Here is a 15,277-nt window from a genome sequence, read left to right on the forward strand (position 1 = left end):
CGCCCGCGCGGGCGGTTCCAGATTAGTCTGTCCGCAGTTTTCCGGAGCTTTTTATGGCCCAGATTCTTTCACCTCTTCCCGGCACTTTTTATCGCAGCGCTTCGCCAGACCAGCCGCCATACAAGGCGGATGGCGACGCGGTGTCCGCCGGAGACGTAATCGGTCTCATCGAAGTGATGAAGTCGTTCCACGAAGTGAGGGCCGAGACGGCCGGTACGAACATCCGCTTCATTGCCGACAATGAGGATCCCATCATGGCCGGCGCACCTATTGCGGATCTCGACTGATGCTGAAAAAGCTTCTGGTTGCCAACCGGGGCGAGATAGCGGTCAGGATCATCCGGGCCGCGCAAGATCTGGGGATCGCCACCGTGGCGGTGTATTCGGCCGCAGACGCCGAGTCGCTCCACGTCCAGCTTGCGGACGAAGCGGTCAACATCGGCCCACCAGCTGCAAAGAAGTCCTATCTCAATGTCGAAGCAATTCTGAAGGCTGCCCGCGACACCGGTTGCGACAGTGTTCATCCAGGCTATGGGTTCCTTGCCGAGAATGCCGCGTTTTCCGACGCGGTCACAGGCGCTGCATTGGTCTTCGTCGGCCCGTCGGGAGATGCGATCCGGATGATGGGAGACAAGGTCTCGGCGCGATCGGCCGCTGCCGCTGCAGGTGTCCCCGTCGTGCCAGGCTCGGCTGGCCGGGTCGAGGGCCTCGAGGCTGGCCACGAGGTGCTGACCGCAACCGGTTTTCCGGTGATGATCAAGGCGGCGGCAGGCGGCGGCGGGCGGGGCATCCGCATCGCGAACTCGCTTGCCGAGTTCGAACAAGCCTTTCCTCAGGCCGAAGCAGAAGCCCTCGCCGCCTTTGGCGATGGTGGTCTCTACATGGAAAAGGTGATCGGCAAGGCCCGCCATATCGAGGTGCAGGTGCTGGCAGACGGAAGCGATGCCATCCACTGCTACGAGCGGGAGTGCTCGCTGCAGCGGCGACGCCAGAAGGTTTGGGAGGAGGCGCCGTCGCGCGCACTTTCAGACAGGCTGCGCGAAGAGCTCTGCGCTTCAGCGGTCGCCTTGGCCAAGGCGGTCAAATACTCTGGTGCCGGCACGGTAGAGTATCTTTACGACGATGAAGCAGACCGCTTTTACTTCATCGAGATGAACACCCGTATCCAGGTCGAGCACCCGGTCACCGAAGCGATCACCGGCATCGACCTCGTTGCGGAGATGCTTCGCATCGCCGGCGGCGAGAAGCTGCGGATCCGGCAAAGCGATGTCTCCGTCAAAGGGCATGCGATCGAAGTCCGGCTCAATGCCGAAGACCCGGCGAAGGAGTTCGCTCCATTCCCCGGGCAGGTGGCCGAGCTTCGCATTCCCGGCGGTCCGGGCGTACGCTTCGATTCGATGCTCTATCAAGGCTATCAGGTGCCGCCCTTTTATGACTCGCTGCTTGCCAAGCTGATCGTGCATGCAGAGACGCGCGAGGCGGCGATAGTGCGCCTGATCCGCGCGCTCAACGAGTTGAAGATCGGCGGGCTCAAGACCACCAAGCCGCTGTTTCTTGCGCTGGCCGCCGATCCGGCGATGCGGGCGGGAGACGTGCATACCCGCTGGCTGGAAGGCTGGCTCATCGAAAACGCCGCAGCATTGGCGGGTTAAGGAGGACCGATGTCGATACGATTCAACTTCGGCGGTGACGAACATATCTTCGGCGAGGTGTCCGAAGAAATGTCGCTCACCTCCTTCTTTACCGGCCTTTCGATGACCAATGCGGTGCGTACGGCAGGCATCCGAGGCGTCACCGAGATCTGCCCAGCCAACGCCAGCTTCCAGATTCGCTTCAACCCCGACATCGTCAAGCCGCAGGATTTGCTCAGCGAACTGAAGTCGATGGAAGAGGCCGCCTCGAAGTCGGACCCGGTGCTGAAGACCCGGATCATCGAACTGCCGGTTTATTTCCAGGATCCATGGACGCGTGAAACCTGCCTGCGCTTCCGCGAGCGCCATCAGGACCCCTCCTCCACCGATCTTGAATATTCGGCACGCATCAACGGCTACGCCACGGTGGAAGAGTTTATCGAGGCCTATTCCGGCCAGCCCTGGTTCGTATCGATGGTCGGCTTCGTCGCCGGACTGCCCTTCCTGTACCAGATGGTTGAGCGCAAGAAACAGATTCAGGCGCCGAAATACTTGCGTCCACGCACCGACACTCCCAAGCTCACCATTGGCCATGGCGGCTGCTTTGCAGCGATCTATTCGGTACGCGGCGCTGGCGGCTACCAGATGTATGGCATAACCCCGGCCCCGATCTACGACCCGACCAGGAAGGTGCGCTACCTCGCCGATGACATGTGCCTGTTCAAGCCAGGCGATATCGTCAAGTTCAAGGCCATTGGCCGCGATGACTACGACGCCACGCTTGAGGAAATCGAAGCCAATCGGTGGCAGCCGACGGTTCGCGAGTGCACCTTCAGCCTGAAGGATTTCAACAGCGACATTTACGGCACCAATGCAAAGCTGATGGAGCTTATCAATGGCCGTTAAGGTAATCTCTCCCGGCCTCTCCACTTCCGTGCAGGACCTTGGCCGACCCGGCCACTATCATGTCGGCATTCCAGAAGGCGGCGGCATGGACCGCTTTGCGACACGCATCGCAAACCTGCTTGTCGGCAACGATCCGGGTGCCGCGGTGCTCGAAGCCACTTTCATGGGTCCCGAACTCGAATTCACCCAATCCGCGGTCGTCGCCGTCACAGGTGGAGAGCTCCCACCCAAACTCAATGGCGAGGAACGGTCGACGTGGGAAAGTTTTCCGGTGAAGGCCGGTGACCGACTTTCTTTCGGCTTCCTCAAGGGCGGCGCGCGCGCTTATCTGGCCGTCTCCGGCGGCATCGACGTACCCGTGGTTCTCGGTTCGCGCTCGACTTACATTCTGGGCGCGCTTGGCGGCCATCAGGGCCGCACGCTGAAAGCGGGCGATGAGCTTCCCCTCGGCGAAGGTTCCGGCAAAGCCGGTCTTTCACTGCCTGCAAATCTGCGCCGCGCGCGCAATAGTCCGGCGGAACTCAGAATGCTTCCCGGCATATACTGGCATCGGATCACTGAGGCTGCCGGCAATCGGTTCTTTGAGGAAACCTGGAAGGTCGCGCCCGAAGCCGACCGTATCGGCTATCGCTTCCGCGGCGGAACGCCGCTGGAATTCGTCGAGCGCGAGCAGCCTTTCGGTGCGGGCTCCGACCCCTCGAACATCGTCGATGCCTGCTATCCTTACGGATCCGTCCAGGTGCCGAGTGGCACGGAGCCGATCGTTCTTCACCGGGACGCGGTTTCGGGTGGCGGGTATATGATGCTGGGCGTGGTGATATCGGCCGACATGGACCTTATCGCCCAGCTCCAGCCGCACACCCCGGCGCGCTTCGTCCCGGTGACGCTGGAAGACGCGCTTGCCGCGCGAACCGAACAGCGCGCCGCGCTGGCGCGTGCTGAAGGGCATCTGGCCGGCTGACGTCAGCCGGGAATGCCGGCGGAGGAGCCGGAGGCGAGGAGATCGGCCGGCCAAAACCGACCGCGCGTGGCGGAAGACAAAATCCGGTGCGCGAAACGACAAGACGACGCCGGGCAACGGCGTGAATTTGGCACCCGAGCAGTCCGCTAGAGACCGCCGGAACCGACAGGGGAAGACATTTGCAACGTGGCTGGCCGCAAGGCCGGATGCTTCGCGCCTTTCCGTCGGTAGAAAGAAGGAAAGGGTCATGAGTCATCTGAGCGCGGAGAACGTCTCGGTATCGTTTGCGGGGCTGAAGGCCCTGTCATCGGTAGACCTCCAAATTACGCCCGGCCGCATCAGTGGCCTCATCGGCCCGAATGGCGCTGGCAAGACCACGCTCGTCAACGTGCTGACCGGCTTCCAGGCACCGACGGAAGGCACCATCAAGCTCGACGGGGAAGCACTCACGGGTCTCAAGCCGCATCAGGTCCGGCGGCGCGGCATTGCCCGCACCTTTCAGGGTGGGCGGCTCTTCCGCGACCTGCCTGTGTTGGACAATTTGGAAGTGACCGGCGTTGGCCTGGGAATGAGCCGGCGCGCTGCCATCGCCGAAGCGGAAGCGATGCTCGACTGGATAGGCATCGGTGCGCTGGGTACCCGCATCGCCGGAACGTTGCCATACACGGACGAGCGCCGCGTCGCCATTGGCCGCGCCCTGATGGGACGGCCCGCATACATCCTGCTCGACGAGCCCGCGGCTGGCATGAGCGCACTGGAGGCGCGGGAGCTTTCCGCCCTGATAAGACACATCGCCAGCGATCTCGGCTGTGGTGTCCTGCTCATCGAGCACAATGTCGGGCTGGTGCTCGGCCTTTGCCAGCATATCGTCGTGCTCGATTCCGGAGCGATTATCGAGGAAGGACCGCCTGCCGCGATCCGCGACAGCGAGAAGGTGCGCCACGCCTATATGGGCACGGCCGCGAACACCGACCTGCCTGTGCTGGAGGCGATGGAATGAGCCTGCTCGCCCTTTCCGACATCACCATCCGCTACAGCCGTCTCACGGCGGTCCGCAATGTCTCCTTCTCCATGGACGAGGGAGAAATCCTGTTCATCACCGGCCCGAACGGAGCCGGGAAGTCTTCGCTGCTGCGCGCGATCGCCGGTGTTACGCCGGTGGCGGGCGGCCGGATCGACCTTGCAGGTCATGAGATCACCGGCCAGGCGCCGGAGAACATCGCCCGGCTCGGATTCTCCATGGTGCCGGAGGGGCGCGATGTCTTCGGCTCGCTGACGACCGAAGAGAACCTTCTGGTCGGAACCGGCATGCACGCCCGCGAACGCGGCTGGCGCAGCCGAGCGGCCGACGAACTCGAAGCCGTCTACGCAACCTTCCCGATGCTGAAAGAGAGGCGGCACGGGCAGGCGGGATTGCTGTCCGGCGGGCAGCAGCAAATGCTGGTCATCGGCCGCGCGCTGATGACCAATCCGCGGCTTGTAGCCATCGACGAGCCTTCACTGGGCCTCGCCCCCAACATCAACGACCAGGTCTACGAGCGGCTGATCGCGCTGCGTGCGCAGCGCCAGCTCACGCTCCTGATCGTTGAGCAGAGCTCGGCCCGGGCGATGATGGTGGGCGGGCGGATGATCCTGATGCGTGGCGGACAGATCGTGCTCGATGGCGACGCGCGGACGCTCGGCAATGGCGAGGCGATCCAGGCTGCCTATTTCGGCTACGAGGACAATTGAGATGCTTCAGATCCTGTTCGACGCACTCTCGCTTGGTTCGCTCTACGCGCTCGGGGCGCTCGGCATTGCCCTCATCTTCGGCGTCATGCGGCTCGTGAACTTCGCGCATGGCGACGTCATCGCCTTCTGCGTCTTCGCCCTGTTATGGCCGTCTACGGACGCAATGGCCATCGTCTTCGCCGGCCAATTGCCGTGGTACCTGCTGTTGCCATTCGTGCTCCTCTGCGGGGCCGGGCTGTCGGTGCTGTGCGAAATCGTCGTCTTCAGGCGGTTCCGTCAGGCAAATCCGGCAACCATGATGATCGCCTCCTTCGCGCTCGGTTTCGTCATTCGCTACTTCCTGCTCATGCTTTTCTCCAGTCGGCCGAAATCGATCTCGCTGCTGCCCGAACTGTCCCAGCCGGTGGAGATCCTTGGTGCCAGGCTTCCCCTCCTCCAGCTCATAACGATCGTGGCCACGATGGTCATCCTGATCGGCCTGACACTGTTCCTGCGTCAAACCCGCTTCGGCCTGGAGATGCGGGCGGCGGCCGAGAACTTCTCGATGGCCCGAATGCTGGGTGTGCGTGCGAACCGGGTTATCATGGGCGCGTTCGCCCTCTCCGGCGCGTTGGCCGCCGCCATTGCACTGATCTTTGGCGCCCAGACAGGCACGCTGGACATCCAGATGGGCGCCTCGATCATGTTGATGGCCTTCATCGCCACCGTCATTGGCGGCCTCGGCAGCCTCGGGGGAGCCGTGCTCGCCGGCTTCCTGCTGGGTGCCGCCTCGGTGATCATGCAAGTCATGCTGCCCATCGACGCCCGGCCATTCCGCGATGCCTTTGTCTATGGAGCGGTCATCCTCGTCCTCCTCTTCCGCCCACAGGGGCTTATTGCCGCGCGCGGCACCAAGGAAAGGATCTGATTTCATGGGTGTCGTCGCCTCCCTCACCAACTCTACCGCTGCCGGTGCCCCGGCTGCCGAGCGAAAGCCCGCCCGCTTCGCGCTTGCCCGCCGCACAATCCTGACACCGGTCCTGCTTTCTCTGCTGCTGCTGGCCATCGCGCTGATCACGGTGATGACCGGATCGCGGCCCTTCAACCAGACGGTGATCGACGTGTTCGTCCGTGTCATCCTCGTCGTGGGCCTATACATCTTTATCGGGAATTCGGGCGTTCTCAGCTTCGGGCATATCGGCTTCACCTGCCTTGGCGCCTACGCGGCCGCGTGGCTCACCATCAATCCGATGATGAAACGCGGTTCGCTGCCGGGACTGCCCGAATGGCTGCTGGCGACCCGATTGCCGTACTGGCAATCGGCTATGCTGGCAGCATTGTTCGCCGCCCTCGCCGCTCTCATCTTCGGGCGGGTGCTGATGCGATTATCGGGCATCGCGGCTTCGATCGCGACCTTCGCGATGCTCGCCATGATCAACACAATTTATTCCAACTGGGAGAGCGTGACCGGAGCGACCTCATCGGTCGTCGGCATTCCGATCGTACGCGTGATCTGGCCGTATCTCATCGGCGCCGTGGTCGCGATCTTCATCGCCTGGGCGCACGCGATCTCCCGGTCCGGCCTGGCCCTTCGTGCTGCCCGCGACGAGCCCACCGCCGCCGCGGCTTCCGGTATCGACATTCCCAGGGAAAGATTGGTGGCATTCGTCATATCAGGCGCGGTGATGGGGCTGGGCGGTGCGCTCATGGCTCATTCCATCGGCGTGGTCACACCCGACACATTCTATCTCGGTCTCACCTTCATCACCCTTTCCATGCTCGTCGTCGGCGGCATGGGCAGCCTGTCGGGGGGTGTGGTGGGTGTCGTCCTGCTGTCCGCCCTTATCCAGGCGCTGCGCTGGCTGGAGGCAGGCGTATCGCTCGGCGAGTCCACTTTCGCCCTCCCGAAAGGGGTTCAGGAAATAGCCCTCGGCGTCATCATGATCGTGATCCTCGCGCTTCGCCCATCCGGACTCATGGGCAACCGCGAGATCACCTTACCCCGCAGCAGTCGCAACAAGTGACCGGCGGCACAAGCCCGACCGGAAAACAAAAAGGAGACGTGCATGACATACAAAATGAGAATTGTCGCAACCGCTCTGGCCTCGATGTCCATCGCATACCCGGCCCTGGCCGATGACAAGACCATCGTCATCGGCTTCGCCACTGCGGAGTCGGGCTTCATGGAAGCCTATGACAAGCCTGCGCAGGAGGCGGCCTTGATCCGCATCGACGAGATCAATGCGGCTGGCGGTCTGCTTGGAAAGCAGATCAAGGTCGTCAAGGCCGACACCAAGTCCGACCGGGCCGAAGGCGCCAAGGCGGGCCTCTCCGTGCTCGACCAGGGCGCGGATCTCGTGGTCGTCTCGTGCGACTACGACTTCGGATCGCCGGCTGCGCTCGCGGCCGAGGACGCGGGCCGTATCTCCTTCTTCCTGTGCGCGGAATCGGTCAAGGCCGGTATCCAGGGTGTCGGCCCGCACAGCTTCTCCGCGTCGGTGCTGGCGCCCGTGCAGGGCGCGACCATGGCCGAGTGGGCATTCAAGGAAAAAGGCGCAAAGGACTTCTACCGTCTGCTCGATACCTGGACGGCCTACAACAAGGGCATCTGCGACGGCTTCGACTGGATGATGCCGAAGCTCGAAGCCCAGGGCGCGAAGCTTGTCGGTGAAGACACCTTCAAGAACGAGGACGCCTCCATCGCCGCGCAGATCACCCGCATCAAGTCTCTGCCGAAGGAGCCGGATGCGATCATGCTTTGCACAATGATGCCGGGCGCTGTTTCGGCCATCAAGCAGCTTCGTGCCGCGGGCATCAACTCCATGATCCTGAATGGCTCGGGCGTCGACGGTAGCTATTGGCTATCCGCTGTGCCCGATCTGACGAACTTCTACGTCCCCGTTCAGGGATCGATCTATGGCGACGATCCCAATCCGGAAGTGCTGAAGTTCAATGCCACCTACAAGGCGAAGACAGGCGCCGATCCCTCGAGCCAGTATGTCTTTCCGGGTTACGTCATGGTCGACGTCTGGGCCAAGGCGGTGGAGCGTGCAGGCACGACCGATGCCGACGCCGTCGTCGCGGAACTGGAGAAGATGAAGAACGAGCCGACGCTGTTCGGGCCTCGTACCTTCACGCCGGAACTGCATCACCAGAACCAGACGCGGTACCTGATCGTCGAGACCAAGGCCGGCAAGCCGGGTGTTGTAGGCAACTGGACGATTTCCGAGCCGGTACCGATGGAAGCCTTGCTCAAGTAAGAAGATGGGCCGGGTAAGCCCGGCCCTTTCGTAGGATCTTGCCTTTGGACAAAAAACGAGGGCGGCCCGCTTGGACCGCCCTTCGTCGCCCGATGAATTCAGATTTTCGCTACCCTCGCGCTTTGCGGTAGGAATCCTTGAGCGCTATGAGCTCCCCCGAGAAAGCGAAGATATCGCAGCCGTCGACTTCGATTTGCTGCCCCGCTGCCGTGGTGCCGACGAAGCGCCATGATGAAAGCCCGGTGTCGCCCGTCACGACGTGCCGTCCCCTGGTCCACGCGGCCTTCGGGAAAGCATCGAACAGCGCTGCATAGGCGGCGCGCACGGCGTCACGCCCCATATGCTTGCGCCCTTCGGCATCGGGTCCGGCCGAGCCGTGGAAAGCGCAATTCTCAGCCATGCAGTCCATCAGCGCGCCCACATCGCGAGCGTTCCAGGCAGCGAGGAACCGGTCAAGCACGGCGAGCCGCCTGGCTGCGAGATCGCCGGCCTCAACGACCTCGACCTCCAGGAAGGCCAGCGGCGCATCGCCGGCATTGATGATGTTGTGGGCCACACCCGTCCGCCGCGAATAGGGCACCCCTTGAGTGAGGGCGGCTTGCGACTGCGCGCCGTCCGGGCCTTCGAGACCGAGCTTGCCGTCCGTAAGCGGCACGATGACGTAGTCATGGCCATGGATGTGCCAGCCGGTCTCGGCCCCGGCGGCAAAGCGCCATTCGGTGACCCGAAAGCGTTCGTCGTCGATATGGACGACCGGTTCGGCTTTCATGCGGGTCATTCAAGTCCCTCCTTGGCAACCGCACCGGTCAGGCGCTCAAGCGTCCGGCCCATGCGCGTCATGATTTCTTTCACATCGTCTTCTGTCGAGATCATCGGCGGGCAGAGCGCGAGCTGATCGCCGATGGCGCGGAAGATGAGGCCTTCCTCGTGGCCGAAGCCTGCTGCGATACCCCCTGCGCGCCCAACCTTGACGAAGGGGCGTTTCGTCGCCTTGTCTGCCACCAGCTCAACGGCGCCGATAAGACCGGTGCCCCGCGCTTCGCCGACAAGCGGGTGATCGGCAAATGAGCGGATGCCGGCCTGGAACGACGTCTCGAGGCGGGCCGCGTTTCCGATCAGGTCCCGCTCCTCGAAGATGGCCAGGTTTTCGAGACCCACTGCCGTCGCGACCGGATGACCTGACGCCGTGAAGCCGTGGCCGAAATTGCCGATCGTGGCGGTGTTGTCGGCGATCGCCTGATAGATCGCATCGGAGAAAATGACGGCGGCAAGCGGCATATAAGACGACGTGATTTGCTTGGAGACCGTCATGATATCAGGCGTGAAGCCGTATTTCTGAGCGCCGAAGGGCGTACCAAGCCGCCCGAAACCACAGATCACCTCGTCCGCTATCAGAATGATATCATTTGCCCGGCAGATTTTCTCCACGCCTTCCCAGTACCCGACCGGCGGTGGCAGAACGCCGCCGGCTGCCATGAGCGGCTCTCCTATGAAGGCTGCGATGGTGTCAGCCCCTTCTTCGGCGATCACCGCTTCCAGCTCGGCGAGCAGGCGCGCCGTGAAGGCGGCTTCGTCTTCGCCTGCCATGCCGAAGCGATAGAAGTGCGGGCAGGTCAGGTGGCGAACGGGAATGGCCGGCAGATCGAAGTCGCGATGGTTGACCGGCAAGCCTGTCAGGCTGCCGGAGGCGACGGTGATGCCGTGATAGCCCTTGGTCCGTGCCAGGAATTTCTTCTTTTTTGGCCGGCCCAGCGCGTTGTTCATGAACCACATCATCTTGACGATGGTGTCGTTGGCTTCCGAGCCCGACGACGTGAAGAAGACACGCGTCAGGTTTTCCGGCGTCATCTCCACGAGTTTCTCCGCGAGCCGGATGGATGGCTCATGCGCCTTGGAGGAGAAGGTGTGGTAGTAGGGCAGCTTCAGCATTTGCTGATAGGCAGCGTCGGCCAACCGCTTTTCCGAAAAGCCGACGCCCACCGACCAGAGCCCGGCCAGCCCTTCGATGTATTCCTTGCCGCGTTCGTCATACACACGGATGCCGTCGCCGCGGCTGATGATCAGCGGCCCGGTTTCTTCGTGCTGACGCAGGTTGGTGTAGGGGTGCATGGTGGTGGCGATGTCGGCGGCGGCGAGAGAGTTGGAAAGCGCATCCATGGAAGTCCTCAGCGGCTTGGAGAAATGGTTCGGGCAGTGAGTTCGAGATAGTCCTCGAGTCCCTTGCGTGGAGCTTTCACGATTCGGGAGAATGAATCATGGCAGGCCGTTGGAATGAGTGTCGATGATCCGCCGCATCAGCGCGGCGACGTCGCGCGCATTCGGCGGATCGGAGTGGATGCAGACGGTGTCGAAGTCGACCGGGCGGATCGTGCCGTCTGTCGTGACGAGTTCGCCTCGAGTAAGCGCCCCCATCATGCGGTGCTCGGCAAGCGTCAGGTCGATGGCCGACTGGACGCGCGGGATGATCAGGCTGCCGCCGGGAGCGTAGGCAAGATCGGGAAAGAACTCGCCCACGAAGGCAACGCCGAGTTCGGCTGCCGCCGTCTCGTGACAGGTTCCCGCCATGCCGAAGAGAGGGACGCCGAACGGCTTGACCGCCGCGGCAATTGCCCGGGCAGTGTCGACGTCGTGCGCGGCCATGCCGTAAATGATGCCATGCGGCTTGACATGGCTGAGTTGCCCGCCCTCGGCGGCCAGCATCCCTGTCAGAGCACCGATTTGATAGAGGAAGGCAGCTGTCAGTTCCTCCGGCTGAAGTCTCATTTCGCGCCGGCCGAACCCCTCACGATCGGGAAGGGAGGGATGCGCGCCGACCCGCTTGCCATGCGAAAGGGCGAGCCGCACGGTCTTCAGCATCGTCCATGGATCGGAGGCGTGGAAGCCGCAGGCGATGTTGGCGCAATCGATATGAGGCATGATGCCGGCATCGTCACCGAAGCGCCAGTTGCCGTAGCTTTCGCCCATGTCGCAGTTCAGGGTGACCATGGTTTACTTGCCTCAGCCCAGAGTGTTCAACGCCCAGCCGGGGGCGATGTGCGGGAATTCCGGCGGTGGTTCGCGCTCATGCAGCAGTCGAAGCACGCGCGGCGGCGTCAGTGGCAGCTGCCGCACCGGCTTGCCGATGGCGCGTGCCACAGCGCAGCCGATCGCCGCGCCCACCGCCAGGATCGGGACCTCGCCCGCACCCTTGGTGCCTAGAGGCCCCATCGACGGCGCGCCCTCGTAAAGGTCGGCGGCGACCGGAACCACATCCTGCGCCAGCGGCAGGCGATAAGTCTCGAAATCGTCCTGCGCGATGCATCCGTCGGCGGTGAGCGTCACCTCCTCGTGCAACGCATAGCCGAGCCCCTGTACCACGCCGCCCTGTATCTGGCCCAGGATGGCGCGCGGGTTGAGCGCGCGGCCGACATCTTGAACTACGCGATAGGCCAGCACCTCGACATGGCCGGTGTCCGGATCAACCGCCACCTCGGCCTCGTGAACGACGAAGACGGGAATGTCGAGCGCATCGATGAAATGCCCCATCGCGCAGCCGGACATTGCCGGAGTGTTCCTGGCGGCAAAGGCCCCGCTTCCGGTGATCGGGCCAGTGGTTGCCTGTGCATGGGCGACGACAGCGGGGATCGACATGCCGGAACCGGGACGTCCCGTGATCTCGACACGACCGTCCCGCAGCACCAGGTCTTCCGGTCGGGTCTGGAGCATCTCGCCGGCGGTCCGAAGCAGCTTCTCCCGCACTTCCGCGCAGGCGGCGATGCTCGCGGCACCAATGGACACGGTGGTGCGCCCACCGCCAACGCCGACATCGAGACCGGCGGCATCCGTATCGGCTTCGCGCACGATCACCTGGTCGGGAGCAAGCCCGAGCTGCCCAGCCACGATCTGCGGCAGGGATTGCACCATCGTGCCGGATCCGATCTCCACACCCGAGGTGACCAGCGTTGCGCTGCCGTCGGCGTTCAAATTCACCGTCGCCGCCGAAGGCCCGACGAAAACGAACCATGTGCCGACCGTGGTCGCAATTCCATAGAGCCTGCCGTCGGCCTCGGCCTCTGATGTACCGGTGCTGGCGCGCAGTGTCTCCATGCGATCGAGCATCGGACCCAGCACGTCGGCCTCGAAAACCTGCCCCGTGGCACCGAGATCGCCATCTCCCAGGACATTTTTCTTCCGGAACTCCATTGGGTCGAAGCCTAGCGCATCGCAGATTTCGTCGGTGTGTCGCTCCAACGCGAAGGTGTTGTAGACGCCGTTGCAAGCTCGGAAAGCGCCGTTGGGTGGTGTGTTGGTGTATACGGCGCGGCTGACGAGCCGCGTTGCGCCAACCCTGTAATTGCCGCCCAGCGTGTGCGCCGTCATCGTTGTCAGGAAAACCTGTTCGCCGCCATACGCGCCGCAGTCCATCAGCACGACCGCCTCGCGTCCGGCGATGTATCCTTCGGCGGTGACAGCGGAGCGAATGCGGATTTCCGCATTCTCGCGGCAGAGGCAGGTTGCCATCTCTTCCTGCCGGGTGTTTTCCAGGACCACCGTGCGCCCGGTCATCCGCGCCAGAAGTGCCGTGATCGGCTCGATGGACGCATCGAATTTCAGGCCGAACCCGCCTCCGACAGGCGGCACGGTGACCCGCACACGCCCGGGCGCAAGCTGCATGACCCTTCCGGTGACGTTGCGAACTGTCCAAGGCACCTGCGTCGAGGTCTGGATGTGAGCACGGCCGTCCTCCCAGGAGCCGATGGCAACGCGCGGTTCGAAAGGCACATGGCTCTGCCGGCCGACGGTGAAGCTGCTCTCGACAATGCGTATGTCGGGACGGGCGAAGGCCGCATCGACGTCGCCGCGGCTGGATTTTGCCTCCCATGCGATGTTGCCGGCACGTGCGCCGCCCTCGGTGATCACCTCATAGCCGCGCCAGCCCTCGTGGACGAGACGGGCGGCGGGCTGGAGTGCCTCGGCCATGGTGGACACCGGTACCAGCGGCTCGACCTCAAGCATGATGGCGGCAAGCGCCGCCCGCGCCTGCTTCTCCGTTTCGGCGGCAACGACGGCGATCGGCTCGCCGTGATAGCGGATGGTGTCGATGGCCAGGAGCGGATGGTCGGCAATGCCGATGCCGTAGAGGCCTGGCGCGTCGGCGCCGGTCGCCACCGCGCGCACGCCAGGACAGCGAAGTGCCGCCGAAAGGTCGAGCTTGCGGATACGCCCCGCGGAAACGGTCGACCGCAGCAGCACGGCATGCAACATGTCGGGGCGAACCCGGTCGTTGGTGTATTTCGTCCGCCCGCGCAGCTTGTCCTGCGCATCGCGGCGGGGAAGATTCATCACGGTGGCGGACAGCTCAGACATGGAGGCCTCCCACCGACTGGCCAGCCTTCCGCGCTTGGTCAAGGCAGTCGGCCACGGTGTCGACGATCCGCTCATATCCGGTGCAGCGGCAGATGTTGCCGACCATCGCGGCCTTGATGTCGGGACGGCTCGCATGCGGATTGTCACGCACGAACGCCGAAAGGCTCATAACCATTCCTGGAAAACACATGCCGCATTGCACGGCATCGGCGGCCTCTAGATTGGCCTGGAGCGGATGCAGCGCCTGGTTTCCGGAGCTCAATCCCTCGATGGTCGTGACCGCGCACCCCTGGACCAGGCCAATCGGCTTCAGGCAGGACGGCACCGCTTCGTCGTCGACATGCACCGTGCAGGCGCCGCAGAAGCCTTCGCGGCACACGGCTTTGGTCCCCGTCAGGAATCGTTCCCGCCGCAAGATGTCGACGAGCGGCGTCATCGGATCGCCGTGAAAGCTGCAGTCCTCGCCATTCAGCTGGAATGTCACAACCATGCCAGGCCCTCGGTCTTGAGAAGTGCGGCAACACCGCGCTTGACCAGCGGCGGAAGAACCTGGCGCCGGTACCAACCCTCCGCTTCCCTGCCGTCGCGGCCCTGAAAATCATTGTGCTCTAGTGCAAGCCCGGCAGCGCGCTCCGGATCGAGCGCGGAGGCCTGGCTTGCCCTCATCGCCTGTTCGAGCGCCGTCCAGCGCCGCGCTACCGGCTCCACCGAGCCGACGGCGATGCGACATCGTTTGTCCTTGTCCACCGCAAGCGAGACGACGGCGACCGGATAGTCGCCAGCCTTCCGAAGCGGCAGGCGGATATGCGCGCTTGCGACAAGGTCGCGGCGCAGATGAATTCTCGTCACAATCGCCTCTGCCAGCAGCGCATGCCTGTCTTTGAGGAAATCCGAAATACCGATGAGTTTTGGGCCTTCGAACGTCTCCAGCTCCACCGTCGCCTCACAGACGAGAAGCGCAGGGGCGAGATCGGCGGCGGCAAAGTCGAGGGCACAAAGGTTACCGCCCACGGTGGCGACCCTTCGGATACCGGGATTGGCCGCGTTCTCCGCCGCGTCAACCAGACCTTCGAAGCCCGCTGCCCCATGCAATGCGCGGCCAAGGACTGCGTGGGTAACAGCTGCGCCGATCACGACATGGTCCGAGTCGATTTCGACCTTGGACAAGGCCGGTATTCGGTCGAGTGCGACCACCGCGTCGGGAAGGTCGACCCCGCGTTGGGGATCACGCATCATCCAGGTGCCGCCTGCAAGCACCACCGCGCCCTGCCGGCGTGCTGCCATTGCCTCTTCAAGTGTGCTGGCCGCGGTGAACGATCGTCCCACGCCTGGTGCCATCTGTCATACCCCTCGGAGCAGCCAACCTTCGCGGCGCTGCGACATTGTTGCTCCAGCTTTAGGTTCCTGTGAAATAGTAATTCTTTGAATATGGTATCGAAAAAACAGATAACTCTGGCATCCCGC

At 63.4% G+C, this 15,277-nt stretch carries 15 protein-coding genes; 9 read left to right on the forward strand and 6 right to left on the reverse strand.

Annotated elements, in window-relative coordinates; all coding sequences use genetic code 11:
* Positions 1-53: 53 nt before the first annotated feature.
* From RPF88_RS16540 to RPF88_RS16580, 9 genes are read left to right on the forward strand one after another with little or no spacing between them, the layout of a single operon-like run.
* A complete protein-coding gene (locus RPF88_RS16540; protein ID WP_013533152.1) occupies positions 54-287 on the forward strand; it encodes an acetyl-CoA carboxylase in 234 nt (77 codons plus the stop codon).
* Positions 287-1,651 carry an acetyl-CoA carboxylase biotin carboxylase subunit gene (locus tag RPF88_RS16545; protein ID WP_013533153.1) on the forward strand — a complete coding sequence of 455 codons (1,365 nt, stop codon included), beginning with the start codon at positions 287-289 and terminating at the stop codon, positions 1,649-1,651. Before RPF88_RS16540 ends, RPF88_RS16545 begins: the two co-directional genes overlap by 1 nt.
* A gap of 9 nt (positions 1,652-1,660) precedes the next feature.
* The gene (locus RPF88_RS16550) at positions 1,661-2,536 is read left to right on the forward strand and encodes a 5-oxoprolinase subunit B family protein (RefSeq protein ID WP_013533154.1); all 876 of its coding nucleotides are present in this window, start codon (positions 1,661-1,663) and stop codon (positions 2,534-2,536) included.
* Positions 2,526-3,497: a biotin-dependent carboxyltransferase family protein gene (locus RPF88_RS16555; protein WP_063167471.1), complete on the forward strand. Its 972-nt coding sequence runs from the start codon at positions 2,526-2,528 to the stop codon at positions 3,495-3,497. Before RPF88_RS16550 ends, RPF88_RS16555 begins: the two co-directional genes overlap by 11 nt.
* A complete protein-coding gene (locus RPF88_RS16560) occupies positions 3,436-4,497 on the forward strand; it encodes an ABC transporter ATP-binding protein (protein ID WP_244514266.1) in 1,062 nt (353 codons plus the stop codon). Before RPF88_RS16555 ends, RPF88_RS16560 begins: the two co-directional genes overlap by 62 nt.
* Complete coding sequence (locus RPF88_RS16565; RefSeq protein ID WP_013533157.1) at positions 4,494-5,228, forward strand: ABC transporter ATP-binding protein; 735 nt, start codon at positions 4,494-4,496, stop codon at positions 5,226-5,228. Before RPF88_RS16560 ends, RPF88_RS16565 begins: the two co-directional genes overlap by 4 nt.
* Before the next feature lies 1 nt (position 5,229).
* Positions 5,230-6,135, forward strand: a complete 906-nt coding sequence (locus RPF88_RS16570; protein ID WP_013533158.1) for a branched-chain amino acid ABC transporter permease — start codon at positions 5,230-5,232, stop codon at positions 6,133-6,135.
* A gap of 4 nt (positions 6,136-6,139) precedes the next feature.
* Positions 6,140-7,231, forward strand: a complete 1,092-nt coding sequence (locus RPF88_RS16575; protein WP_063167470.1) for a branched-chain amino acid ABC transporter permease — start codon at positions 6,140-6,142, stop codon at positions 7,229-7,231.
* A 42-nt stretch (positions 7,232-7,273) separates the two neighbouring features.
* Complete coding sequence (locus tag RPF88_RS16580) at positions 7,274-8,467, forward strand: ABC transporter substrate-binding protein (RefSeq protein WP_013533160.1); 1,194 nt, start codon at positions 7,274-7,276, stop codon at positions 8,465-8,467.
* Between the two features lie 109 nt (positions 8,468-8,576).
* On the opposite strand, the gene RPF88_RS16585 is transcribed toward RPF88_RS16580, so the two are convergent.
* The 6 genes from RPF88_RS16585 to RPF88_RS16610 all read right to left on the reverse strand — a co-directional run bounded on the left by RPF88_RS16585 (position 8,577) and on the right by RPF88_RS16610 (position 15,151).
* Positions 8,577-9,245 carry a nuclear transport factor 2 family protein gene (locus RPF88_RS16585; protein WP_063167469.1) on the reverse strand — a complete coding sequence of 223 codons (669 nt, stop codon included), beginning with the start codon at positions 9,243-9,245 and terminating at the stop codon, positions 8,577-8,579.
* On the reverse strand, positions 9,242-10,624 hold the full coding sequence (locus tag RPF88_RS16590; protein WP_063167468.1) for an aspartate aminotransferase family protein: 1,383 nt from the start codon (positions 10,622-10,624) through the stop codon (positions 9,242-9,244). Before RPF88_RS16590 ends, RPF88_RS16585 begins: the two co-directional genes overlap by 4 nt.
* Before the next feature lie 96 nt (positions 10,625-10,720).
* Positions 10,721-11,452, reverse strand: coding sequence for a LamB/YcsF family protein (locus RPF88_RS16595; protein WP_063167467.1), 732 nt, complete (start codon positions 11,450-11,452; stop codon positions 10,721-10,723).
* A 12-nt stretch (positions 11,453-11,464) separates the two neighbouring features.
* The gene (locus tag RPF88_RS16600; RefSeq protein WP_063167466.1) at positions 11,465-13,813 is read right to left on the reverse strand and encodes a xanthine dehydrogenase family protein molybdopterin-binding subunit; all 2,349 of its coding nucleotides are present in this window, start codon (positions 13,811-13,813) and stop codon (positions 11,465-11,467) included.
* Positions 13,806-14,303: a (2Fe-2S)-binding protein gene (locus tag RPF88_RS16605; protein WP_063167465.1), complete on the reverse strand. Its 498-nt coding sequence runs from the start codon at positions 14,301-14,303 to the stop codon at positions 13,806-13,808. Before RPF88_RS16605 ends, RPF88_RS16600 begins: the two co-directional genes overlap by 8 nt.
* A complete protein-coding gene (locus RPF88_RS16610) occupies positions 14,294-15,151 on the reverse strand; it encodes an FAD binding domain-containing protein (RefSeq protein WP_063167464.1) in 858 nt (285 codons plus the stop codon). The genes RPF88_RS16605 and RPF88_RS16610 overlap by 10 nt, the downstream gene beginning before the upstream one ends.
* Between the last annotated feature and the right edge of the window lie 126 nt (positions 15,152-15,277).

The sequence above is a fragment of the Mesorhizobium sp. ISC11 genome, assembly GCF_037162595.1.
Lineage (GTDB): Bacteria > Pseudomonadota > Alphaproteobacteria > Rhizobiales > Rhizobiaceae > Mesorhizobium > Mesorhizobium ciceri.

Excerpts from the sequence above, each read along its gene's own strand:
- RPF88_RS16540 (WP_013533152.1), top strand. The coding sequence starts at position 54 with ATGGCCCAGATTCTTTCACCTCTTCCCGGCACTTTTTATCGCAGCGCT.
- RPF88_RS16545 (WP_013533153.1), top strand. The coding sequence starts at position 287 with ATGCTGAAAAAGCTTCTGGTTGCCAACCGGGGCGAGATAGCGGTCAGG.
- RPF88_RS16550 (WP_013533154.1), top strand. The coding sequence starts at position 1,661 with ATGTCGATACGATTCAACTTCGGCGGTGACGAACATATCTTCGGCGAG.
- RPF88_RS16555 (WP_063167471.1), top strand. The coding sequence starts at position 2,526 with ATGGCCGTTAAGGTAATCTCTCCCGGCCTCTCCACTTCCGTGCAGGAC.
- RPF88_RS16565 (WP_013533157.1), top strand. The coding sequence starts at position 4,494 with ATGAGCCTGCTCGCCCTTTCCGACATCACCATCCGCTACAGCCGTCTC.
- RPF88_RS16570 (WP_013533158.1), top strand. The coding sequence starts at position 5,230 with ATGCTTCAGATCCTGTTCGACGCACTCTCGCTTGGTTCGCTCTACGCG.
- RPF88_RS16575 (WP_063167470.1), top strand. The coding sequence starts at position 6,140 with ATGGGTGTCGTCGCCTCCCTCACCAACTCTACCGCTGCCGGTGCCCCG.
- RPF88_RS16580 (WP_013533160.1), top strand. The coding sequence starts at position 7,274 with ATGACATACAAAATGAGAATTGTCGCAACCGCTCTGGCCTCGATGTCC.
- RPF88_RS16585 (WP_063167469.1), bottom strand. The coding sequence starts at position 9,245 with ATGACCCGCATGAAAGCCGAACCGGTCGTCCATATCGACGACGAACGC.
- RPF88_RS16590 (WP_063167468.1), bottom strand. The coding sequence starts at position 10,624 with ATGGATGCGCTTTCCAACTCTCTCGCCGCCGCCGACATCGCCACCACC.
- RPF88_RS16595 (WP_063167467.1), bottom strand. The coding sequence starts at position 11,452 with ATGGTCACCCTGAACTGCGACATGGGCGAAAGCTACGGCAACTGGCGC.
- RPF88_RS16600 (WP_063167466.1), bottom strand. The coding sequence starts at position 13,813 with ATGTCTGAGCTGTCCGCCACCGTGATGAATCTTCCCCGCCGCGATGCG.
- RPF88_RS16605 (WP_063167465.1), bottom strand. The coding sequence starts at position 14,303 with ATGGTTGTGACATTCCAGCTGAATGGCGAGGACTGCAGCTTTCACGGC.
- RPF88_RS16610 (WP_063167464.1), bottom strand. The coding sequence starts at position 15,151 with ATGGCACCAGGCGTGGGACGATCGTTCACCGCGGCCAGCACACTTGAA.